The following is a 22,183-nucleotide window of genomic DNA, read 5'->3' as shown; positions in this document are numbered from 1 at the left end:
CATGGAAACAAAGCGCGCAAGACTTATGCCAGTGCGGCGGTCATTGCGCTTTATCGAGGGACCCGGTGCAGTACAGCACCAAAACGGCGCGAGAGTGACCGCCGTGGTGCGAGGGTTGCACATATTTGTGGCGCAAGTGCGGGGCGCAGTGGTGAATCTACCCAATCAGCGCGTTTTGCGCGCGGCGATGACGGCTTGGCGCATGGAGTATGTGGCGCTGGTGCTTGATGTTGAGCTGGTTTTCTCCCTCGAGGTCGAGGGTGGCTGGTCTGGCGTCATCGCAGGCAAGCCAGCCCCCACAATTTTAAATTGTGAACCTGATCAGATGTGGGAGCTGGCTTGCCTGCGATGACGGCTTGACGGGCGCCACCTTAACAAGCAGGTTTCCCACCCGCGACAAAGCAAAACGCCAGCACGGAGGCTGGCGTTTTGCATTTCAGGCGGCGATCAACGCGGCACGACCGGCTTGCGCGCAGGCTTCTTGCCTTTGCCCTTGGCCGCGTCGGTGCGTTCTTTAGCTGCCTGCTTGTTGCGCGCCATGGCCGCGGCCTTGGCTTGTTCGCGCTTGTCCCACGGGTTGCTGCCGTCGCTGCCACGGGGCGGCAGGCCGGTGTGCTGGGTGAGGATCTTGGTGGTGGTTTCCTTGGCGACCTTATGGCTGCCCACCGGCGTCGAGTTCTTGCGACGAGCACTCTGGTAGCTGTCGGTGGACGGCTGGTGCAGCGGGATCAACTGCTCCTTGCCCGACCCGATCAGGTCGGCGCGGCCCATGCGCGTCAGCGCTTCACGCAGCATCGGCCAGCCTTTGGGGTCGTGGTAGCGCAGGAACGCCTTGTGCAGACGGCGCTGGTCTTCGCTCTTGACGATGGTCACCGCGTCGCTCTTATAGGTGACCTTGCGCAGCGGGTTCTTGCCCGAGTGGTACATCGCGGTGGCGGTGGCCATTGGCGAGGGGTAGAACGCCTGCACCTGGTCGGCACGGAAGCCATTGCCCTTGAGCCACAGGGCCAGGTTCATCATGTCTTCATCGGTGGTGCCGGGGTGGGCGGCGATGAAGTACGGGATCAGGTACTGCTCCTTGCCCGCTTCCTTGGTGTACTTCTCGAACATGCGCTTGAACTTGTCATAGCTGCCGATGCCCGGTTTCATCATCTGGTTGAGCGGACCTTCCTCGGTGTGTTCCGGGGCGATCTTCAGGTAACCACCGACGTGGTGGGTCACCAGCTCTTTGACATATTCCGGCGACTCCACGGCCAGGTCGTAGCGCAGGCCGGAAGCGATCAGAATCTTCTTCACACCCGGCAACGCACGGGCGCTGCGGTACAGCTGGATCAACGACGAGTGGTCGGTGTTCAGGTTCGGGCAGATGCCTGGGAATACGCAGGACGGCTTGCGGCACGCGGATTCGATTTCCGGGCTCTTGCAGGCAATGCGGTACATGTTCGCGGTCGGCCCGCCGAGGTCGGAAATCACCCCGGTAAAGCCCGGGACTTTGTCGCGGATTTCTTCGATCTCGCGAATGATCGACTCTTCGGAACGGTTCTGGATGATCCGGCCTTCGTGCTCGGTGATCGAGCAGAAGGTGCAGCCGCCGAAGCAGCCACGCATGATGTTCACCGAGAAGCGGATCATGTCGTAGGCGGGGATCTTCTCTTTGCCATACACCGGGTGTGGGACACGGGCGTAAGGCATGCCGAACACGTAGTCCATTTCTTCGGTGGTCATGGGAATGGGCGGCGGGTTGAACCACACGTCCACTTCGCCATGCTTCTGTACCAGCGCGCGGGCGTTGCCTGGGTTGGTTTCCAGGTGGAGCACGCGGTTGGCGTGGGCATACAGCACCGAGTCGCCACGGACTTTTTCCACGGACGGCAGACGAATGACCGTCTTGTCACGGGTCATGCGCGGGCTGGCCAGGATCTGTACGACCTTGGCCTCTTCCGGGTCTTCAACCGGGCCCTTTTCCTGCTCGATGGCACAGGCCTGGGTGTCCTGGGTATTCACGTACGGGTTGATGATCTTGTCGATCTTGCCCGGACGGTCGATACGGGTGGAGTCCACTTCGTACCAGCCTTCCGGCGTGTCACGGCGAATGAACGCGGTGCCGCGCACGTCGGTGATGTCTTCGATCTTGTGGCCCCACGACAGGCGCTGGGCAACTTCGACAATCGCCCGTTCGGCGTTGCCGTACAGCAGGATATCGGCGGTGGCGTCGATCAGGATCGAGTTGCGCACCCGGTCCTGCCAATAGTCGTAGTGGGCGATGCGGCGCAGCGAAGCCTCGATACCACCGAGCACGATCGGCACGTTTTTGTAGGCTTCCTTGCAGCGCTGGCTGTACACCAGGCTCGCCCGGTCCGGGCGTTTGCCGGCCATGCCGCCTGGGGTGTAGGCGTCGTCGGAGCGGATTTTCTTGTCGGCGGTGTAGCGGTTGATCATCGAATCCATGTTGCCGGCCGCGACGCCGAAGAACAGGTTCGGCTCGCCGAGCTTCATGAAGTCGTCTTTGGACTGCCAGTTGGGCTGGGCAATGATCCCGACGCGAAAGCCCTGGGACTCCAGCAGCCGGCCGATGATCGCCATGCCAAACGACGGATGGTCAACGTAGGCATCGCCGGTGACGATGATGATGTCGCATGAATCCCAGCCAAGCTGATCCATCTCCTCCCTGCTCATGGGCAGGAATGGCGCTGGACCGAAACATTCGGCCCAATACTTGGGATAGTCAAATAACGGCTTGGCTGTTTGCATGACGGTGACCGGTGTTGAGATGAAAAATCGCGGGCGCGGAATATAGCACAAATTTTGACCAATTCCGACCTTTGCAGTCGGAATTGGCGAGACCGTCTTTTACTCGTCCTCGAAGTTGTAGCTGCCCGGCGCGAGGTTTTCGAAACGTGTGTATTTACCGATAAACGCCAGGCGCGTGGTGCCGATCGGCCCGTTCCGCTGCTTACCGATAATGATCTCGGCGATGCCTTTGTGTTCGGTCTCCGGGTGATAAACCTCGTCCCGGTACACGAACATGATCACGTCGGCATCCTGCTCGATCGCTCCGGATTCACGCAAGTCGGAGTTGATCGGGCGTTTGTTCGGCCGCTGCTCCAGGGAGCGGTTGAGCTGCGAGAGCGCAACCACCGGGCAGTTGAACTCCTTGGCCAGGGCCTTGAGGGAGCGCGAGATTTCGGAAATCTCGTTGGTCCGGTTGTCGCCGCCGGAACCAGGGATCTGCATCAATTGCAGGTAGTCGATCATGATCAGGCCGACATCGCCGTGCTCACGCACCAGGCGCCGGGTGCGTGCGCGCATTTCCGACGGGCTGATGCCCGCGGTATCGTCGATGAACAGCTTACGGTCGTTGAGCAGGTTGACCGCCGAGGTCAGGCGCGGCCAATCGTCGTCTTCGAGGCGACCGGCACGCACCTTGGTCTGGTCGATGCGGCCCAGGGACGAGAGCATCCGCATGATCAGCGATTCACCTGGCATCTCCAGGGAGTACACCAGTACGGCCTTCTCGCTGCGCAGTACCGCGTTCTCCACCAGGTTCATGGCAAACGTGGTCTTACCCATGGACGGACGACCGGCGACGATGATCAAGTCAGCCGGTTGCAGGCCGCTGGTCATGCCGTCGAGGTCGGTGTAGCCAGTGGACAGCCCGGTGATGGCATTGTCGGTGTTAAACAGCGTATCGATGCGGTCGATGGCCTTGGTCAACAGGTCGTTGACGCTGACCGGGCCGCCGGTCTTGGGCCGCGCTTCGGCGATCTGGAAGATCTGCCGTTCGGCTTCATCAAGGATTTCTTCTGCCGTGCGGCCTTCGGGGTTGAAGGCGCTGTCGGCGATTTCCGTGGCGATGCCAATCAGCTGTCGCAAGGTGGCTCGTGCGCGGACGATCTGCGCGTAGGCCTTGATGTTGGCGACAGATGGCGTGTTTTTCGCCAATTCGCCCAGGTAACCGAGGCCGCCCACCTGCGAGGTCTGACCTTCCTTGTCCAATTGCTCGGCAAGGGTCACGACATCGATGGGGGAGTTAAGGTCGGCCAGTTTGGCGATGGCGCGGAAAATCAGGCGGTGGTCATGGCGATAGAAATCACCGTCCGAGACTTGATCGAGCACGCGTTCCCAGGCGTTGTTGTCCAGCATCAAGCCACCGAGCACGGCCTGTTCGGCCTCGATGGAATGCGGCGGCACCTTCAGGGCAGCGGTTTGCAGATCGTATTGCTCAGGAGCGGAGATATCGTTCATGGCCACTTGAAATTAGGGGGTCTGAAAAAACAAAAGGCACGACCTGTAAACAGGATCGTGCCCGATGTTAACCGCCTGGCACCGGGGGTGCCAGTCAGTTAGCTTGCTTTAAGCTGCTACCACTACAACGCGTACGGTGGCTTCAACTTCAGCGTGCAGGTGCACGGCTACGTCGAATTCGCCTACGTTGCGGATGGTGCCGTTCGGCAGACGAACTTCGCTCTTCTGCACTTCAACGCCGGAGGCGGTCAGTGCATCAGCGATGTCGTGGGTGCCGATCGAACCGAACAGCTTGCCTTCGTCACCGGCGGTGGCAGTGATAGTCACTTCCAGCTCAGCCAGTTGGGCGGCACGGGTTTCAGCCGAAGCTTTCTTGTCTGCTGCAGCTTTTTCCAGCTCAGCGCGACGCTCTTCAAACGCGGCCAGATTGGCAGCGGTTGCAGCGGTGGCTTTGCCGTATGGCAGCAGGTAGTTACGACCGTAGCCGGCCTTAACGTTTACTTTGTCGCCCAGGTTGCCCAGGTTGGCGACTTTTTCCAGAAGGATCAGTTGCATGTGAAAATCCTCTAACTTTTAACCTTCACCGTTCGCGTTATCGGCGTCTTTCGGCGCCAGACGACCGCGAAAATCAATCAGGCCGTCGACAATGGCCAAGACCACGAGTAACGGATAGATCAGTTGCATAAACAGCAACAGCGTCACGTACAACCCCACCAGCCAGAACCTGGCCAGGCGCTTTTGCGCCACCAGCCCGTGAATCAGGGCCAGCCCGGCAATCACCAGCGGTACGCTGCACAACGGCGTCAACATGGCCATTTGCGGACCGAAGTTCGGCCCTACAAGCATGCACGCCAGCAGCAACATCGCTGGTCCTGCGGGGATTCTGATACTGCGAAACTCGCGACCAAAACCACCTGGGTTATACAACAACGCCTGCCAGTAGCGCCCAAGAATCAGGCTCAGCACACTGACGATCTGCAACAGTGCCGCTATCAGGCCGGTAAGAACCGGAGCAATCAGTGTGGCCATGCGCGCTCGCTCATCTACCGACAATTGCTGGTAGAGATCCCCGAGGGCCAGTGGCAGGATTTTTACCAACTCCTGCGACAGCGCCTCGATTTGCGGGCGGAAAGCCGCGCCAAGCACCACTGAATACACCACTCCCAATGCCACGCTGACCAGCAGCGTACGGACCCAGGACTCACTTGCGCGCAGAACCAACGCAAGGCTCGAAGACCCCAGCAGTACCAGAAGTACCCGCGGATCGTCGAATTGCAGCCACCAGATCAAGGCCGGCAGCAACCCCAGGGCAAGGACGCCCAGGGCGTCCTTCAAACCGCGCCGCAGCAGCACAAGGCTTCCTGCGGCAGCACCCAACCAATACAACAACGGCAATGCAGCACATCCAGCCACTACCAGAGTGGCCTGCACACGACCGCGCATGATGAACTCAGCTAAGGCGCGCATGCATTCAATCCCTTACTACTTGTCGACTGCCCGGTCTCAGCGGCCGTGGCTGTCGGTGTAGGCCAGCAGGGCCAGGAAGCGGGCGCGCTTGATAGCGGTGGCCAGCTGACGCTGATAACGAGCTTTGGTACCGGTGATACGGCTTGGAACAATTTTGCCGGTCTCGGATACGTAGGCTTTCAGAGTGTTGAGATCTTTGTAATCGATCTCCTTCACTTCTTCAGCGGTGAAGCGGCAAAACTTACGACGACGGAAGAAACGTGCCATTTGATAGGCTCCTTAATAAGGTCCGTGGATTACTCGTCAGCGTTATCGCTGTTGTCGCTGTCATCACTATCAGCGCTTTCAGCGCCTTCGTGCTCAGGACGGTCGCGACGCTCACGGCGCTCACTGCGGTTTTCTTCAGCCTTGAGCATCTCGGATTGGCCGGTAACGGCTTCTTCGCGACGGATGACCAGGTTACGGATCACTGCATCGTTGTAGCGGAAGTTGTCTTCCAGCTCGGCCAGGGCCTTGCCAGTGCACTCAACGTTCAGCATCACGTAGTGAGCCTTGTGAACATTGTTGATTGCGTAGGCCAGTTGACGACGGCCCCAATCTTCCAGACGGTGGATTTTGCCGCCGTCTTCTTCGATCAGCTTGGTGTAACGCTCAACCATGCCGCCGACTTGCTCGCTTTGATCCGGGTGGACCAAAAAGATGATTTCGTAATGACGCATGAATGCTCCTTACGGGTTGTAGCCTGCCGCTCAAAAACGGTCAGACAAGGAGTGAATGACACTTAGGAATCTTGCCGAAGGGAGGCACATCGGTGCCCGCCAGGAAGGCAAGGGGCGCAATTGTAGAGAAGGGGGAGAAAGGGTGCAAGGCAATTGGTGATTATTTGACCAAAAACCAATGTGGGAACAGGCTTGTGTGGGAGCTGGCTTGCTTGCGATGCAGACACCTCGGCACATCAGGTGTACTGAGGTGATGCTATCGCAGGCAAGCCAGCTCCCACATTCGGACCTGCGCCAGACCTGATTACTTCTTGGCCTTGGCCTTGGCACCACGCTGGCGCTGGGCTTCGAACAGGCAGACGCCCGTCGCGACTGAAACGTTGAGGCTGCTGACGCTACCCGCCATCGGCAAGTGCACCAGGTAATCGCAATGCTCACGGGTCAGGCGACGCATGCCCTTGCCTTCGGCACCCATGATCAGGATGGTCGGGCCAGTGAGGTCCTGGTCATAAATGCTGACCTCGGCCTCTCCCGCCGTGCCCACGACCCACAAGCCGCGCTGCTGGAGTTTTTCCAGGGTGCGCGCCAAGTTGGTCACGGCCACCAGCGGAATCACTTCCGCCGCGCCGCAGGCGACTTTACGCACAACTGGCGTCAACGTGGCCGACTTGTCTTTAGGCACGATCACCGCCAGCGCACCGGCAGCATCCGCCGAACGCAGGCAGGCGCCGAGGTTATGCGGGTCGGTCACGCCGTCCAGCACCAGCAACAGCGGCGCGCCTTCGGTACGGTCGAGCAGCTCGTCGAGCATGGCCTCGCCCCAGACCTGGCTCGGACTCACGTCCGCTACCACGCCCTGGTGCACGCCTTCGACCCACACGTCCATTTCGCGACGTTCGGCCTGGCCGATGGCAACCTTGTTCTGGTTGGCCAGCTCCACCAGCGCTTGCACGCGCGGCTCGCTACGACCCTCGGCCAACCACACTTGCTTGACGCGCTTGGGATGGTGACGCAGCAACGCTTCTACGGCGTGTACGCCGTAGATTTTTTCCAGACTCATGACTTGGCCTTAGGTTTGCGCGACCCGCCGCTCTTGGCAGGGGCCGAACCCGCTTTTGGCGGGCCTTTACGGTGTTTACTCGGTTTGCTCGACGGCTTGTCGGCGGCCTGGGACTTTCCCCCAGACGCCGCTTTACCACCGCTTTTGGCTTCATTGAGCAACTGCTGCTTCAACTCGCGACTCTTGCGCAGCTCGGCGTTTTTCGCCGCCGCATCGCTAGGGCGGTAAGCGTCACTGACCTTTTCCTTGCTCGACGAACGGCGAGCAGGCTTGGCGGCTGGCTCGGCGGCAACAGCCGCGGCAGCTTTGGCCGGAGCGCCTTTTTTCGCCGGCGCTGCAGTTTCAGCACCACGCTTCTTGCGACCAATCGGTGCATCGATGGTTTTTTCGGCCATCTCGAAGTCGATCTTGCGCTCGTCGAGATCGACGCGCATGACCCGCACTTCCACGGTATCGCCCAAGCGGAAGCTGCGACCGGTGCGCTCGCCCGCCAGGCGGTGATGCACAGGGTCGAAGTGGTAGTAGTCACCCGGCAAGGCAGTGACGTGCACCAGGCCTTCGACGTAGATATCGGTCAGCTCGACGAACAGGCCAAAGCCAGTCACCGCAGTGATCACGCCCGGGAACGACTCGCCTACGCGATCCTTCATGAACTCGCACTTGAGCCAGTTCACCACGTCACGGGTGGCTTCGTCAGCACGGCGCTCGCTCATGGAGCACTGCTCGCCCAACTGTTCCAGGGCCGCTTCGTCGTACGGATAGATCCGTGCCTTCGGAATGGTCATGGCACCGGCACGCTTGACGTGCGGGGTGTTCTGCTTGGAATGGATCACGCTGCGGATAGCACGGTGCGTGAGCAGGTCCGGGTAGCGGCGGATCGGCGAGGTGAAGTGGGTATACGCCTCGTAATTCAGGCCGAAGTGGCCCTGGTTGTCGGCGCTGTACACTGCCTGGCTGAGGGAGCGCAGCATGACGGTCTGGATCAGATGGAAATCCGGGCGGTCCTTGATGCTGGCCAGCAGCGCCTGGTAATCCTTGGGCGACGGGCCGTCCTTGCCTTTGTGCAGGGACAGGCCGAGCTCACCGAGGAAGGCGCGCAGTTTTTCCAGGCGCTCCGGCGGCGGACCATCGTGCACTCGGTACAGCGCAGGAATCTCGTGCTTTTTCAGGAATTCGGCGGTGGCCACGTTGGCCGCCAGCATGCATTCCTCGATCAGCTTGTGCGCGTCATTACGGGTGGTCGGCGTGATTTCGGCGATTTTGCGCTCGGAACCGAAAATGATCCGGGTTTCCTGGGTTTCAAAATCGATCGCGCCACGCACATGACGTGCGCCCAGCAACACCTTGTACAGCGAGTAGAGCTGCTTGAGGTGCGGGACTACGTCGGCGTACTGGCTGCGCAAAGCCTTGGCTTCGCTGGTCTTCGGTGTTTCCAGGATGGTGCTGACCTTGTTGTAGGTCAGGCGCGCCTGGGAGTGGATCACCGCTTCATAGAACTGGTAATCGGTCATTTCGCCGGTTTTCGAGATAGTCATCTCGCACACCATGGCCAAACGGTCGACTTTCGGGTTCAGGGAGCACAGGCCGTTGGACAGCTGCTCAGGCAGCATCGGGATCACGCGCTCAGGGAAGTACACGGAGTTGCCGCGCACCTGGGCTTCGTTATCCAGGGCCGAACCGATCTTCACGTAGCTGGATACGTCGGCAATCGCGACAAACAACTTCCAGCCGCCGGAGAACAGGCGCAGCTTGCCGGGCTTGGCTTCGCAGTAGACCGCATCGTCGAAGTCGCGGGCATCTTCGCCGTCAATGGTGACGAACGGCAGATGGCGCAGGTCGATGCGTTTCTCTTTGTCTTTTTCTTCGACTTCCGGCTTGAGCTTGGCGGCTTCTTTGAGCACTGCCTCAGGCCAGACGTGAGGAATATCGTAGGTGCGCAGCGCAACGTCGATTTCCATGCCCGGCGCCATGTAGTTGCCGACCACTTCGACGATATCGCCCTGTGGTTGGAAGCGCGGGGTTGGCCAGTGGGTGATTTTCACCTCGACGAACTGACCGACCTTGGCAGCGCCATTGCGGCCCGGGGTCACCAGCACTTCCTGCTGGACCTTCGGGTTGTCCGGAATCACGAAGCCGATGCCGCCTTCTTCGAAGTAACGGCCGACGATGGACTCGTGGGCACGGGACACTACTTCGACGATCACGCCTTCGCGCCGACCGCGACGATCCAGGCCCGACACACGCGCCAGGGCACGGTCGCCATCGAACACCAGGCGCATTTGCGCCGGGCTCATGAACAGGTCATCGCTGCCATCATCAGGGATCAGGAAGCCGAAGCCGTCACGGTGACCGGCAATGCGGCCAAGGATCAGGTCGAGCTTGTCCACCGGTGCGTAAGTGCCGCGGCGGGTGTAGATCAACTGTGCATCGCGCTCCATGGCGCGCAGGCGGCGGCGCAGCGCTTCGAGTTGGTCTTCGGTGGTCAGACCGAATTCTTCAACCAGCTGCTCGCGGCTAGCAGGCGAACCCCGATCGGCGAGATGCGCCAGGATCAGTTCGCGGCTAGGAATAGGGTTTTCATATTTTTCCGCTTCACGAGCGGCCTCGGGATCGAGGGACTGCCAATCGGCCATTAGAGAGTTTTCACCTTGTCTATATGTGGGTTAGTTTGGCATACGCGTATTGAAACGGGAAATTTCCAGCAATAACTAGCCGGGAAATGCGTTTTATAGCCCCGCAAAACCACCTTGCGCGACCGCCCGCGAAATTTTCCAGGCTTTTTTGATGACGGGGGTTTACAGCTCAAAAGTCACTCCGTATAGTGCGCGCCATCGACGACGGCAACGTTGAAGATACTGCCCAGATGGTGAAATTGGTAGACACGCCAGCTTCAGGTGCTGGTGACCGCAAGGTCGTGGAAGTTCGAGTCTTCTTCTGGGCACCAATTCAAAACTTGAGGTTTGCGCCTTGAGTCTCACAAAAACCCGCGAAAGCGGGTTTTTGCGTTACAGGCCTTTGATTTTTAACCGAAAAATTGATTTATAAAATCAAATCAGGGGTTTACAGATCAAAAAGCCCGCCGTATAGTTCGCCCCATCAACAGCGGCAACGTTGTTTGATAATGCCCAGGTGGTGAAATTGGTAGACACGCCAGCTTCAGGTGCTGGTGATCGCAAGGTCGTGGAAGTTCGAGTCTTCTCCTGGGCACCAAATTCAGATCAAACCCGCGAAAGCGGGTTTTTTCGTTTCTGGGGTTTAAAAACTCCCACTGCATTGCTCCCCTGTCCGCACTTGAGAAGTTTTATCGTTTATCCTTGCAATGATTTGTTGCACTCAAGTGAGGAAAACCCCGGATGATGATCCGCGATACCCGTCTCAAGACATCCCTTCTGCGTGGCCTGACCATCACTCTGCTCGGCCTGACCCTGCTCTCTCCCGCCGCCTACGCCGCCGACAAGGCTGAACTGACCCTGTACAACGGCCAGCACAAGGAAGTCGGCGATGAACTCGCCAAGGCCTTCGAAGCCAAGACCGGCATTCATGTGAATGTGCGCAAGGGCAGCAGCAACCAATTGGCCAGCCAGGTCGTCGAAGAGGGTGAGCGCTCCCCCGCCGACGTGATCTACACCGAAGAATCCCCGCCGCTCAACAAGCTCGGCGAACAAGGCCTGCTGGCCACTATCGACGCCAGCACCCTGGATGTCTTGCCCAAGGAATACGTAGCTGCCAACGGCGCCTGGATGGGCGTGACCGCACGCACCCGGGTCGTGGCCTTCAACCCCAAGTTGATCAAGGAAGAAGAACTGCCCAAGTCGGTCCTGGATTTTGCCGGCCCCGAGTGGCAAGGCAAGGTTGGTTTCGTCCCCACCAGCGGCGCCTTCCAGGAACAGGCCGTGGCCATCATCAAGCTGCATGGTCGTGAAGCCGCCGAGGAATGGCTGACCGGCCTGCGCGCGTTCGGCAAGGTCTACAGCAACAATATGGTGGCCCTCAAAGCCGTGGAAAACGGCGAAGTCGCGACGGTACTGGTGAACAACTACTACTGGTTTGCCCTGAAAAAAGAAAAGACCAACCTGGATTCGCAACTGCACTATTTCACCGATGGCGATGCCGGCGGCCTGATCACCGTATCGGCAGCGGCGGCACTCAAATCCAGCAAGCACCCCAAGGAAGCCCAGCAACTGCTGGCTTTCATGGCCAGCGAAGAAGGCCAGCGGGTTATCACCAATACCTCGGCTGAATACCCGTTGCGCAAGGGCATGGAGTCCAATCGCAGCCTCAAGCCTTTCAGCGAGCTGCAACCGCCAAAAGTCACTCCCGCCGACCTGGGCAATGCCGAAGAAGCCCTGGAGCTGGAACGTGAGGTTGGCCTGAACTGATGAACCCATCGCTACCGACCCCCGCCTTGCGCGGGGGTTTTAGTCCACGGCGCAAGCGCCCTTCAATCTGGTTGCTGCTGCCGGTCTTGCTCCTGGTGGGCCTGAGCCTGCTGCCATTGGTGTATGTGGGCCTCAAGGCCTGGCAAGCGGGCTGGACCGAAGCGGTGCATCTGCTGTGGCGCCCGTATGTGTTCGGGTTGCTGCGCAACACGTTGGCACTGATGGTTGGCGTGACCATGGCCTGCGCGGTGATCGGCCTGTCCCTGGCCTGGCTGCTGGAGCGCAGCAACCTGCCGGGCCGGCGGATCTGGGGAGTGATCCTGTGCCTGCCGTTTGCCGTGCCAGCGTTTGTCAGCAGCTTTACCTGGGTGTCGCTGAGCGCCCAGTTCGAAGGCCTGGGCGGTGCGATCCTGGTGATGACCCTGTCCAAGTACCCATTGGTGTTCCTACCGGTGGCGGCCACCCTGCGCAACCTGGACCCATCCCTGGAAGAGTCGGCCCGCACCCTGGGCCTGAATCGCTGGGGCGTATTCTTTCGCATCACCCTGCCGCTGCTGTGGCCATCACTGTTGGCCGGCGCGCTGCTGATTGCCCTGCACATGCTGGTGGAATTCGGCGCCTTGTCGATCATCGGCCTGCAAACCTTCACCACGGCGATCTACCAACAGTTCGAGCTGGAATTTAGCAACGCCAATGCGGCGATGCTGTCTGCGGTACTGCTATTGATGTGCCTGACCCTGCTGTGGCTGGAGTTGCGCGTGCGCGGCAAGGGCCGGCATGTGCGCACTGGACAAGGCGCGGCGCGGCATGCCGAACAGGTTCGATTGGGCAGATGGGCGCCACTGGGCCAGTTGTATTGCGTGATGCTGGCGATCATTGGCAGTGGCATTCCGTTAGGGATGCTCGGTTACTGGCTGGCCGTGGGCTCTTCGGCCGCCTTCCCGGTTGCGCAAATCAGCGAGGCACTGCTGTCGTCCCTGGCCCTTTCCCTCGGCGGCGCCGCACTGTGCCTGGCGCTGGCTGTGCCGGTAGGCCTTTTGGTGGTGCGCTACAAGGGTCAACTGGCGCTATGGGCCGAACGCCTGCCGTACCTGCTGCACGCCCTGCCCGGCCTGGTGATTGCCCTGACCCTGGTGTATTTCGCCCTGCATTACGTGCCGGCGCTGTACCAGACCTCGGCGCTGCTGCTGATCGCCTATGCGCTGTTGTTCCTGCCACTGGCCCAGGCCCCCATCCGCACTGCGCTGAACAAGGCTGCGCCGCAGTTGGAAGAGGCGGCACGCACACTGGGCGCATCGTCGCTCAGCGCGTTCTGCCGGGTGACCCTGCCGATTATCTTTCCGGCATTGGGTGCGGCGTTTGCGCTGGTGTTCCTCGACGCGATGAAGGAATTGACCGCAACCTTGCTGCTCAGCCCGACGGGGCTGAATACCCTGGCCACGGCGGTATGGGCGCACACCTCGAATGTGGAGTTTGCGGCGGCGGCGCCTTATGCGGCGCTGTTGATTCTGGTGTCGGGGTTGCCGGTGTATCTGCTGACGACGCGAATGTATCTGAGTCGCTGAGAGCGTTATCGCGGGCAAGCCCGCTCCCACACCTGTGGAGCGGGCTTGCCCGTGATAGCGCCCGATGAGGCGACGCTAGGCCCGAAACTGCCCCAGGCTGGCCTTCAACTGCGCCGCCAACCCATCCAGCACCTTGCCACTGGCCGTGGTTTCCACCACCGCCTGCGCCGCACGCTCGGCCTGGGCGTGGATCACCTCGACCCGGCCACGCACCGCATGCGCGCCCTGCGCCTGGTGCTCGGCAGCCCGGGTCGCCAGGCCAATCGCCGCGTGCACCTGCTCTACCGAGGCCTGCACCGTTTGCTGCAGGCGCACGCTGTCACGCAGCACCAGCAGACCTTCGCTGGCCTGGCGCCCGGCCTTGCCGATGGTTTCGACTGCCTCGCGCGCGCCTTGCTGCAACGCCACGATGTGCGCCTGGATATCACCAGTGGAGCTTTGGGTTTTACTCGCCAGCGCCCGCACTTCGTCCGCCACCACCGCAAAACCGCGCCCGGTCTCGCCGGCACGCGCTGCTTCGATGGCCGCATTCAGGGCCAGCAGGTTGGTCTGCTCGGCAATCCCGTGGATCACCGTCAGCACCACTTCAATCTGCTCGCTTTGCTGGGCCAGGCGCTCGATCACCTTGGAGCCGGCCTGCACCTGGCCTGCCAGTGCTTCGATCAAACTGCCGACCTCAGCCGAGGTCCGCGAATTTTCATCGGTGGCCTGGCGGATATCCACCACCTGCTGCAACGCGGCCTGCATGGCGTGACTTTCAGCCTGGGCCTCGTCGGCCATTTGCGACAGCGCCCGCAGGCTTTCGGCCACTTCGTCGCGCTGCAAGCCCGCCGCCGCATCAGCACCAGCATTGCGTAGGGTCATCGCGCCGATTTCCACACCAGTACGCTGGGCCACATCGCCCGCCTCGCGCACGATGGGCTGCAACTTATCCACAAACCGATTAACCGCCGAAGCCATGGCGCCGATTTCGTCCTGGCTGTTGATCTGCACACGCTTGGTCAGGTCGCCCTCGCCAGCGGCCAAGTCATCCATGGCGGCGATCAGCAGCTTCAGGCGATTGACCACCCGCCGCCCCAGCACCACGGCAATCAGCAACAGCACGCCCAGGCCAACCACCGCCAGGCCCAGGCCAATCCGCCAGCGTAGGGCCTGCGCGGCCTCTTGTACGGCGCTTGAGGTGTTAGCCGTCATTTGCGTGGCCGTGGCCTGCGCCGACTGCAAGCGTGCGCCCATGGCCGCTGCGCTGTCAGCCGCCGCGCCCTTGAGGCTATCGCCCACCAATTGACCGCCACTGGCGATCAGCGCGATGAAACGCTGGTCCAGCGCCGCCAGATCCGCCTCGACCGCAACGGTGGAAACCCCCATGAGTACCTTGCCGATCTCCACACCATTGGGGCTGATCGATGCCTCAACGTAATACACCGACGGGTCGTTTTTCGCGGCATTCAACACTTTATCCAGCGCGCGGTCGCCTTCGCCTTTCTCCAACAGCGCCTTATTGATCGGGTTTTCCCGGTTCAGATAACGGGTCAGGTGCTGGCCCGTGGCATCGTCGTACACCACAAACAGCACGTTGGGGTTGCGCTGGGCGCGCCGGGCGAACTCGGACAACGCCGGGACATCACTGTCCCACATGGCACGCGGCGCAACCGAGGCCAGCAACTGCGCCATGTCATTGGCAGAGTCCTTCAGGTCCTTTTCCAGGGTCGCACGCAGTTGCTGCTGCTCTTGCTTGAGACGCGCAGAAAGCCCGGCCGTCAGGCGGTCGCTGGTGCTGGTCGACAGGCTGTCCAGGCTGGATGTCACTTCCTTGCCCGCCTGGGTCAATTCGCCCGACAGTTTCTGGCTGTCCACGCCCAGGCGCTTGCCCAAATCGGCTTCCAGGGCCGTGACTGTGCTCCGGGTCAGGGCGACCGCCACCAGCACTTGCACCAAAAGAGCGATACCAAGGGTAACGAACACCGGCCGCAACAGCCGGCTTTGTAACAATGAGAGAACGGCAGACATCGGGAATCCCTCCACCACGGGTGCCATTAAATTGATAGCACCGCGAAAGAGAGAAACATAGCAAGGGTCGTGCCGTGCGCAAGGCAGAAACGACAAAGGGCCCCCGAAGGGACCCTTTGCTTTTTACATCAACAGCTTATTAAGCGAACGGATGACGCAGAACGATGGTCTCGTTGCGGTCCGGGCCGGTCGAAATAATGTCGATCGGCGCGCCAATCAGCTCTTCAACGCGCTTGATGTACGCACGGGCGTTAGCGGGCAGTTCTTCCAGGGTCTTGGCACCCACGGTCGATTCGGTCCAGCCTGGTACTTCTTCGTACACAGGCTGCAGGCCGACGTAGCTGTCAGCGTCGGTCGGGGCCACATCATTACCTTCTGCGTCTTTGTAGCCGATGCAGATGTTGATGGTTTCCAGGCCATCGAGTACGTCCAGCTTGGTCAGGCAGATGCCCGAGATGCTGTTCACATCGATAGCGCGACGCAGGATAACGGCGTCAAACCAGCCACAACGACGGGCACGGCCGGTAGTGGCGCCGAACTCGTGGCCTTGCTTGGCCAGGTGCGCACCGACGTCGTCAAACAGCTCAGTCGGGAATGGGCCCGAACCTACGCGTGTGGTGTAGGCCTTGGTGATGCCCAGGATGTAGTCCAGGAACATCGGACCGACGCCCGAACCCGTCGCAACGCCGCCAGCGGTGGTGTTGGAGCTGGTCACGTACGGGTAGGTACCGTGGTCGATGTCCAGCAACGAACCCTGGGCGCCTTCGAACATGATGTCTTTGCCGGCGCGACGCAGGTCGTGCAGCTCGGCAGTCACGTCCAGCATCAGCGGCTTGAGCAGTTCAGCGTACTCTTTGCACTCAGCCAGGGTCTTGTCGAATTCAATGGCTGGCTCTTTGTAGTAACCAACCAACATGAAGTTGTGGTAATCCACCAGTTCACGCAGCTTGTCTTCAAAGCGCGGCATGTTGAGCAGGTCGCCCACACGCAGGCCACGACGTGCAACCTTGTCTTCGTAGGCCGGGCCGATGCCGCGACCGGTAGTACCGATCTTCAGCTCGCCACGGGCCTTTTCACGGGCCTGGTCCAGCGCAACGTGGAAGGACAGGATCAGCGGGCAGGACGGGCTGATACGCAGGCGCTCGCGCACCGGTACGCCTTTCTCTTCCAGCTTGGTGATCTCGCGCAGCAGGGCATCAGGTGCAACCACCACGCCGTTGCCGATCAGGCACTGCACGCCTTCGCGCAGGACGCCCGACGGGATCAGGTGCAAGACGGTTTTTTCGCCATCGATGACCAGGGTGTGGCCAGCGTTGTGACCACCTTGGTAGCGCACTACGGCGGCTGCATGTTCGGTCAGCAGATCAACGATCTTGCCTTTGCCCTCATCACCCCATTGGGTGCCCAGGACTACGACATTCTTACCCATAACACTTGTCCTCATTCGCGCAAACTTGGTGCCGGCATTGGCCGGCAGGAAAACTCAAGAAGCCAGTGGCGATACTTGCCAAAGCCCGTTCTGCTGAATCAATTGCCGGTCGCAGTCCGCTTCACGGGCGGCGGCCAATGGCTGCCCAGGCAAGGCCTGGACGACACGCTGACCCTCACTGCGCAACTGGCAGACCTGCTGCCAGAGTGCCGCGTCCGTACTGTCTGGCATCCAGATACCGCCAGACGGTAGCTCGACTTCAGCACGCCCCAGGGTCACCAGGGTTTTCAAATCGGTAGAAAAGCCAGTCGCCGGACGGGCACGACCGAAGTCGGCGCCGATATCGTCATAACGACCGCCCTGGGCGATGGCCTGGCCAACACCCGGAACAAACACGGCGAACACCACACCGGTGTGGTAGTGGTAGCCGCGCAGCTCACCCAGGTCAAAATACAGCGGCAGTTGCGGGAAGCGCGCCGACAACTGCTCGGCAATCGCCAGCACGTCGTCCAGGGCCGCCAACACCGGGGCCGGTGCGTTGGCGAGGCGATCACGGGCAGCGGTCAGCACTTCGCGACCACCACACAGGCCCACCAGCGCACGCAGCATGCCGGCCAGATCCTCAGGCACGCCTTCGGTCAGGGCGATCACTTCGTCGATGGCCTTGCGTTGCAGGGCATCGAACAACTGTTGCTCAACTTCGCCAGACAAACCGGCCGCACGAGCCAGGCCACGGTAGATACCGACATGCCCCAGGTCCATGTGCACATCCGGCACGTCAGCCAGTTGCAGCATCGCCAGCATCAGGCTGATGACTTCGACGTCGCTGCTCGGGCTCGCATCGCCGTACAACTCGGCGCCCAGCTGGATCGGGCTACGGGACGATGACAGGGCGCGCGGTTGCGCGTGCAGCACGCTGCCGGCATAGCACAGGCGGCTCGGCCCTTCACGGCGCAGGGTATGCGCATCGATGCGCGCCACTTGCGGCGTGATGTCGGCGCGAAAGCCCATTTGCCGGCCCGATTGCGGGTCGATGACCTTGAAGGTGCGCAGATCCAGGTCCTGGCCCGCGCCGGTCAGCAGGGATTCCAGGTACTCGATATGGGGAGTCACGACAAACTCGTAACCCCAGCTCTGGAACAGATCCAACACCTGGCGGCGCGCGATTTCAATACGCGCAGCCTCTGGTGGCAGTACTTCTTCGATGCCATCTGGCAGCAGCCAGCGGTCTACCGTTGCCATTACGCCATTCCCCTATGACCCGGCCTGCCCTTGGGCGAGCCTTGAGTGAAGCAGAAAATACCCGGCCCCTGCATAAACCACGCGCAAGAGCGACGTGACGAATGGCCTGTAAACGGCCTCGTCGGGCACTTTCCTCGAAAAACCTGTCACGCCTGCAGCGTAAAACAGCAATCAAACATGCAGACGCAAAAAAGCCGGGAATTTCCCGGCTGCCGCATCATACACCCGTTTTCCGAAAGGATCACCCCGCCAAGCGTTTTAGCCGCCCGACGGAGTGGGTCCAGACAGTCAGCGGGTTACTTGGACTTTTCCAGGTAGCGGAAGAAATCGCTACTTGGGTCCAGCACCATGACGTCGGTTTTGTTCGCAAAGCTTTCACGGTAGGCACGCAGGCTACGGTAGAACGCGTAGAACTCCTGGTCCTGGCCATAAGCCTTGGCGTAGATCGATGCGGCTTGAGCATCACCATCACCGCGAGCCTCTTCAGACTCACGATAGGCTTCTGCCAACAGTACGCGACGCTGACGGTCGGCATCCGCACGGATACCTTCAGCCAGTTCGTTACCCTTGGCGCGGTGCTCACGAGCCTCACGCTCACGCTCGGTGCTCATCCGCTCGAACACGCTGCGGTTCACTTCCTTGGGCAGGTCAATGGCCTTGACCCGGACATCGACCACTTCGATGCCCAGCTCTTTTTCAGCCATGGTGTTCAACGAACGCGTGATGTCAGCCATCAGCGCATCACGTTCACCGGATACCACCTCGTGCAGGGTGCGCTTACCAAACTGGTCGCGCAGGCCCGATTCCAGACGACGGGACAAACGCTCGTCGGCAATCTGCTTGAGGCCGGAAGTCGCGGTGTAGAAACGCTCGGCATCCTTGACGCGCCACTTGGCGTAGGCGTCAACCATCACGGCTTTCTTTTCCAGGGTCAGGAAACGCTGTGTCGGTGCATCCAGGGTCATCAGGCGGGCGTCGAACTTGCGCACCTGGTTGACGTAGGGGACTTTCACATGCAGGCCCGGCTGGACATCCGCCTGGACCACACGCCCGAATTGCAGCAGCACCGCGCGCTCGGTCTGAGCCACGATGTAGAAGCAGTTCCAGGCAGCGATGACCACGACGACGCCCACAATCAGGGCGGTCAGCGATTTATTGCTCATCAACGACTCTCCCTGGAACGTGTTTGCTGTTGCTGCAGGTCAGCGGCCGCACGGGCGCTCGCTTCGTTGGCAGCGGCAGTCGAACTGGCGGAAGACGAAGTACTGCCGGCACTACGACCACCTTCGATCATCTTGTCCAGCGGCAGGTACAGCAGGTTGTTCTGCCCACCTTTGTTGCCGGTCACGAGAACCTTGCTGGTGTTGGTGAAGACTTCCTGCATGGTGTCCAGGTACAGACGCTCGCGGGTGACTTCCGGTGCCTTGCGGTACTCGGCCACCAGCTTGGTGAAGCGGTCGGCCTCACCCTTGGCGCGGGACACGACTTCGTCGCGGTAACCGTTGGCATCTTCAAGGATGCGCTGGGCCTGACCACGGGCTTCCGGCACGACGCCGTTGGCGTAGGTTTCAGCCTGGTTGCGCGAACGCTGCTCGTCTTCACGGGCACGGATCACGTCGTCGAAGGCTTCCTGCACTTCACGCGGTGCAGCTGCGCTCTGTACGTTGACCTGGGTAACGGTGATACCGGTGCGATAAGTATCGAGGAACCGTTGCAGGCGCTCCTTGATCTCGCTAGCCATCAGTTCACGGCCTTCGGTCAGCACCTGGTCCATCGCAGTGGAACCCACTACGTGGCGCAGGGCGCTTTCGGTCGCGTGCTGCAAGCTGATTTCCGGCTGGTCGACGTTAAGCACGAAGTCCTGCAGGTTGCTGATCTTGTACTGCACGGTCAGCGGCACTTCGACGATATTCTCGTCTTCGGTCAGCATCTGGCCCTGCTTGGTGTAGGCACGCTCACGCGTGACGTTCTCCATGTACTTCTTGTCGATCGGCGGGAAGTAGATGTTCAGGCCGGGGCCGACAGTCTCGTAGTACTTGCCAAAGCGCAGCACCACGGCTTGCTCCTGCTCGTCGACTACATAAACCGCGCTGTACAGCCAGACAGCCGCCAGCGCCACGAGGCCGAGGCCAAGCAGGCCGTAGCCGCCGCCCTTGCCTGTGCGACCGCCGTCGTCACCACCACGTTTTTTTCCACCACCGAACAACCCATTCAGGCTTTCCTGCAGCTTTCGGAAGGCCTCGTCGAGATCTGGTGGCCCCTTGCGGTCGCCATTATTGCGGCGTTTACCACCCCAAGGATCCTGATTATTCGAGTTGCCACCCGGCTCATTCCAAGCCATAGCGCTCTCCATCTGATAAAGCAAAGACGCACCCACGGCGCGCCGACCAATGCTACAGAATGCCTGCCACAGCGGCACAACCGCTTTCTCAGGCTTTTATTGCAAAGTGTGTTGTTCGAGGAACTCCGTCGGTACAACGCCCTCACGACTCACCAGTCGATTGAGCTCCGAACGGGGCAAACGAACAGCCAGCAGGCTGACACCTTCTTCGTCGTGTTCTTCTTTCTGTACGGCGCCCAACTCAAAAAATTGAGCACGCAGTCGAGCAAAACGCTGCGGCAAGCGCAAGGTGCCGACGAACAAATCGCCGCCCAGCAACTCTGCGATCGCCTGTTCAAGCAGTTCCAGGCCGCTACCGTCCCGCGCCGAGAGCCAGACCCGCTGGGGCCTGCCGTTTTCGTCGCGCTGGATCTGCGGCTCTACACCCTCGAGCAAATCGAGTTTGTTATAGACCTCGAGGATCGGCAAGTCTTGGGCACCAATCTCACCCAGTACTACCATGACCTGCTCGATCTGCAACATCCGGTCAGGCTCGGCCGCATCGATGACGTGCAGCAGCAGGTCGGAGTTGCTCGACTCTTCGAGCGTAGACCGGAATGCCTCGACCAGCTTGTGCGGCAAGTGGCGGATGAAGCCCACGGTGTCGGCCAGCACAATCGGCCCCAGGTCGTCGAGTTCCAGACGGCGCAAGGTCGGGTCGAGGGTGGCGAACAACTGGTCTGCCGCGTACACGTCCGACTTGGTCACGTTGTTGAACAACGTGGATTTACCGGCGTTGGTGTAGCCCACCAGGGACACGGTAGGGATATCCGCACGGGTACGCCCACGGCGTGATTGCTCGCGCTGGCTGCGTACTTTTTCCAGGCGGCCCTTGATCTGGCGCAGGCGCACCCGCAGCAGACGCCGGTCGGTTTCAAGTTGGGTTTCACCCGGGCCACGCATGCCGATACCACCACCCTGACGCTCAAGGTGAGTCCAGCCGCGAACCAGGCGGGTGCTCATGTGGTCAAGCTGGGCCAGTTCGACCTGGAGCTTGCCTTCATGGGTACGGGCGCGCTGGGCGAAAATATCGAGAATCAGACCGGTGCGGTCAATCACGCGACACTCGAAGACACGTTCGAGGTTACGCTCCTGACTGGGCGTGAGGATGTGATTGAAGATCACCAGATCGGCTTCTTCGGCATGGACCAGGTCGCGTAGTTCCTCGACCTTGCCGCTGCCAATCAGAAATTTGGCGGTTGGCCGATGACGCGGCACGTTAAAAAACGCGACGGTCTCGGCGCCGGCCGAATTTGCCAGCTCCTGAAACTCCTGCGGATCTTCGCGCGCCTCAGGGTCCTGTCCATCCAAATGAACGAGGATCACTCGCTCACCACCACCGTGGCGCTCAAAGAACAAAGGAGACTCCTATCAGGCGTTACCTGGCTCAGCGTCACCCTGTTCGGATTCGGTTGCGCTAGGCAGACGAATTGGACGAACCGGCACTACTGTCGAGATAGCGTGTTTGTAGACCATCTGGCTTACGGTGTTTTTCAGCAGGATCACGAACTGGTCGAAAGACTCGATCGTACCTTGCAGCTTGATGCCGTTGACCAGATAGATGGAAACCCCAACTTTCTCTTTACGTAAAGTATTCAAGTAAGGGTCTTGTAGCGAATGCCCTTTTGACATGTGCCGCACTCCTTTAAGGATCAATAATAAAAAATCGGAAAAATAGATAGTTTGT

General features: G+C 60.4%; 18 protein-coding genes and 2 tRNA genes. 5 read left to right on the top strand and 15 right to left on the bottom strand.

Translation table 11 applies throughout. The features are described 5' to 3' along the window. Position 1 precedes the first annotated feature (1 nt). Positions 2-352, top strand: a complete 351-nt coding sequence (locus ACO77H_RS02535) for a hypothetical protein (RefSeq protein WP_169952194.1) — start codon at positions 2-4, stop codon at positions 350-352. 95 nt (positions 353-447) lie between these two features. Here the strand turns inward: ACO77H_RS02535 and ACO77H_RS02530 are convergent, their stop codons facing one another. From ACO77H_RS02530 to rnr, 8 genes are all read right to left on the bottom strand, one after another. Continuing rightward, complete coding sequence (locus ACO77H_RS02530) at positions 448-2,751, bottom strand: YgiQ family radical SAM protein (protein ID WP_432754957.1); 2,304 nt, start codon at positions 2,749-2,751, stop codon at positions 448-450. 99 nt (positions 2,752-2,850) lie between these two features. Then, positions 2,851-4,245, bottom strand: a complete 1,395-nt coding sequence (gene dnaB / locus ACO77H_RS02525) for a replicative DNA helicase (RefSeq protein WP_038445597.1) — start codon at positions 4,243-4,245, stop codon at positions 2,851-2,853. 108 nt (positions 4,246-4,353) lie between these two features. Then, positions 4,354-4,800: a 50S ribosomal protein L9 gene (rplI, locus tag ACO77H_RS02520; RefSeq protein WP_003171376.1), complete on the bottom strand. Its 447-nt coding sequence runs from the start codon at positions 4,798-4,800 to the stop codon at positions 4,354-4,356. An 18-nt stretch (positions 4,801-4,818) separates the two neighbouring features. Further along, on the bottom strand, positions 4,819-5,712 hold the full coding sequence (locus tag ACO77H_RS02515) for a hypothetical protein (RefSeq protein ID WP_170042461.1): 894 nt from the start codon (positions 5,710-5,712) through the stop codon (positions 4,819-4,821). A gap of 36 nt (positions 5,713-5,748) precedes the next feature. After that, entirely contained in the window at positions 5,749-5,979 is a 231-nt protein-coding gene (gene rpsR, locus ACO77H_RS02510) for a 30S ribosomal protein S18 (RefSeq protein ID WP_003171373.1), read from the bottom strand. A 29-nt stretch (positions 5,980-6,008) separates the two neighbouring features. Next, the gene (gene rpsF / locus ACO77H_RS02505; protein ID WP_003217491.1) at positions 6,009-6,431 is read right to left on the bottom strand and encodes a 30S ribosomal protein S6; all 423 of its coding nucleotides are present in this window, start codon (positions 6,429-6,431) and stop codon (positions 6,009-6,011) included. 304 nt (positions 6,432-6,735) lie between these two features. Next, positions 6,736-7,491 carry a 23S rRNA (guanosine(2251)-2'-O)-methyltransferase RlmB gene (gene rlmB / locus ACO77H_RS02500; RefSeq protein ID WP_003217493.1) on the bottom strand — a complete coding sequence of 252 codons (756 nt, stop codon included), beginning with the start codon at positions 7,489-7,491 and terminating at the stop codon, positions 6,736-6,738. Beyond that, positions 7,488-10,124 carry a ribonuclease R gene (gene rnr, locus ACO77H_RS02495; RefSeq protein WP_170042459.1) on the bottom strand — a complete coding sequence of 879 codons (2,637 nt, stop codon included), beginning with the start codon at positions 10,122-10,124 and terminating at the stop codon, positions 7,488-7,490. The genes rlmB and rnr overlap by 4 nt, the downstream gene beginning before the upstream one ends. A gap of 224 nt (positions 10,125-10,348) precedes the next feature. On the opposite strand from rnr, the gene ACO77H_RS02490 reads away from it, so the two are divergent. The 4 genes from ACO77H_RS02490 to ACO77H_RS02475 all read left to right on the top strand — a co-directional run bounded on the left by ACO77H_RS02490 (position 10,349) and on the right by ACO77H_RS02475 (position 13,435). Beyond that, positions 10,349-10,435: transfer RNA gene (locus ACO77H_RS02490), tRNA-Leu, on the top strand. Positions 10,436-10,614: 179 nt separating this feature from the next. Continuing rightward, a tRNA-Leu gene (locus ACO77H_RS02485) sits at positions 10,615-10,701 on the top strand. A gap of 143 nt (positions 10,702-10,844) precedes the next feature. Next, complete coding sequence (locus tag ACO77H_RS02480; protein WP_432754956.1) at positions 10,845-11,870, top strand: extracellular solute-binding protein; 1,026 nt, start codon at positions 10,845-10,847, stop codon at positions 11,868-11,870. Then, positions 11,870-13,435: an ABC transporter permease gene (locus tag ACO77H_RS02475; protein ID WP_432754955.1), complete on the top strand. Its 1,566-nt coding sequence runs from the start codon at positions 11,870-11,872 to the stop codon at positions 13,433-13,435. Before ACO77H_RS02480 ends, ACO77H_RS02475 begins: the two co-directional genes overlap by 1 nt. A gap of 75 nt (positions 13,436-13,510) precedes the next feature. On the opposite strand, the gene ACO77H_RS02470 is transcribed toward ACO77H_RS02475, so the two are convergent. The 7 genes from ACO77H_RS02470 to hfq form a co-directional block, all read right to left on the bottom strand. Next, positions 13,511-15,445, bottom strand: coding sequence for a methyl-accepting chemotaxis protein (locus tag ACO77H_RS02470; RefSeq protein WP_170042455.1), 1,935 nt, complete (start codon positions 15,443-15,445; stop codon positions 13,511-13,513). Between the two features lie 139 nt (positions 15,446-15,584). Next, on the bottom strand, positions 15,585-16,874 hold the full coding sequence (locus ACO77H_RS02465) for an adenylosuccinate synthase (RefSeq protein ID WP_169952210.1): 1,290 nt from the start codon (positions 16,872-16,874) through the stop codon (positions 15,585-15,587). A gap of 54 nt (positions 16,875-16,928) precedes the next feature. Further along, the gene (locus ACO77H_RS02460; RefSeq protein ID WP_172312572.1) at positions 16,929-18,116 is read right to left on the bottom strand and encodes an ATP phosphoribosyltransferase regulatory subunit; all 1,188 of its coding nucleotides are present in this window, start codon (positions 18,114-18,116) and stop codon (positions 16,929-16,931) included. A gap of 296 nt (positions 18,117-18,412) precedes the next feature. Continuing rightward, positions 18,413-19,279: a protease modulator HflC gene (gene hflC / locus ACO77H_RS02455; RefSeq protein ID WP_017849753.1), complete on the bottom strand. Its 867-nt coding sequence runs from the start codon at positions 19,277-19,279 to the stop codon at positions 18,413-18,415. Continuing rightward, complete coding sequence (gene hflK, locus ACO77H_RS02450) at positions 19,279-20,457, bottom strand: FtsH protease activity modulator HflK (RefSeq protein WP_115127254.1); 1,179 nt, start codon at positions 20,455-20,457, stop codon at positions 19,279-19,281. The genes hflC and hflK overlap by 1 nt, the downstream gene beginning before the upstream one ends. A gap of 96 nt (positions 20,458-20,553) precedes the next feature. Next, a complete protein-coding gene (gene hflX, locus ACO77H_RS02445; RefSeq protein ID WP_029299582.1) occupies positions 20,554-21,855 on the bottom strand; it encodes a ribosome rescue GTPase HflX in 1,302 nt (433 codons plus the stop codon). 12 nt (positions 21,856-21,867) lie between these two features. Continuing rightward, entirely contained in the window at positions 21,868-22,128 is a 261-nt protein-coding gene (gene hfq / locus ACO77H_RS02440) for an RNA chaperone Hfq (protein WP_010221594.1), read from the bottom strand. Positions 22,129-22,183 lie beyond the last annotated feature (55 nt).

The sequence above is a fragment of the Pseudomonas sp. WMBT8 genome (assembly GCF_050916005.1).
Classification (GTDB): Bacteria; Pseudomonadota; Gammaproteobacteria; order Pseudomonadales; family Pseudomonadaceae; genus Aquipseudomonas.
This window is presented reverse-complemented; position numbering and strand designations above follow the sequence as displayed.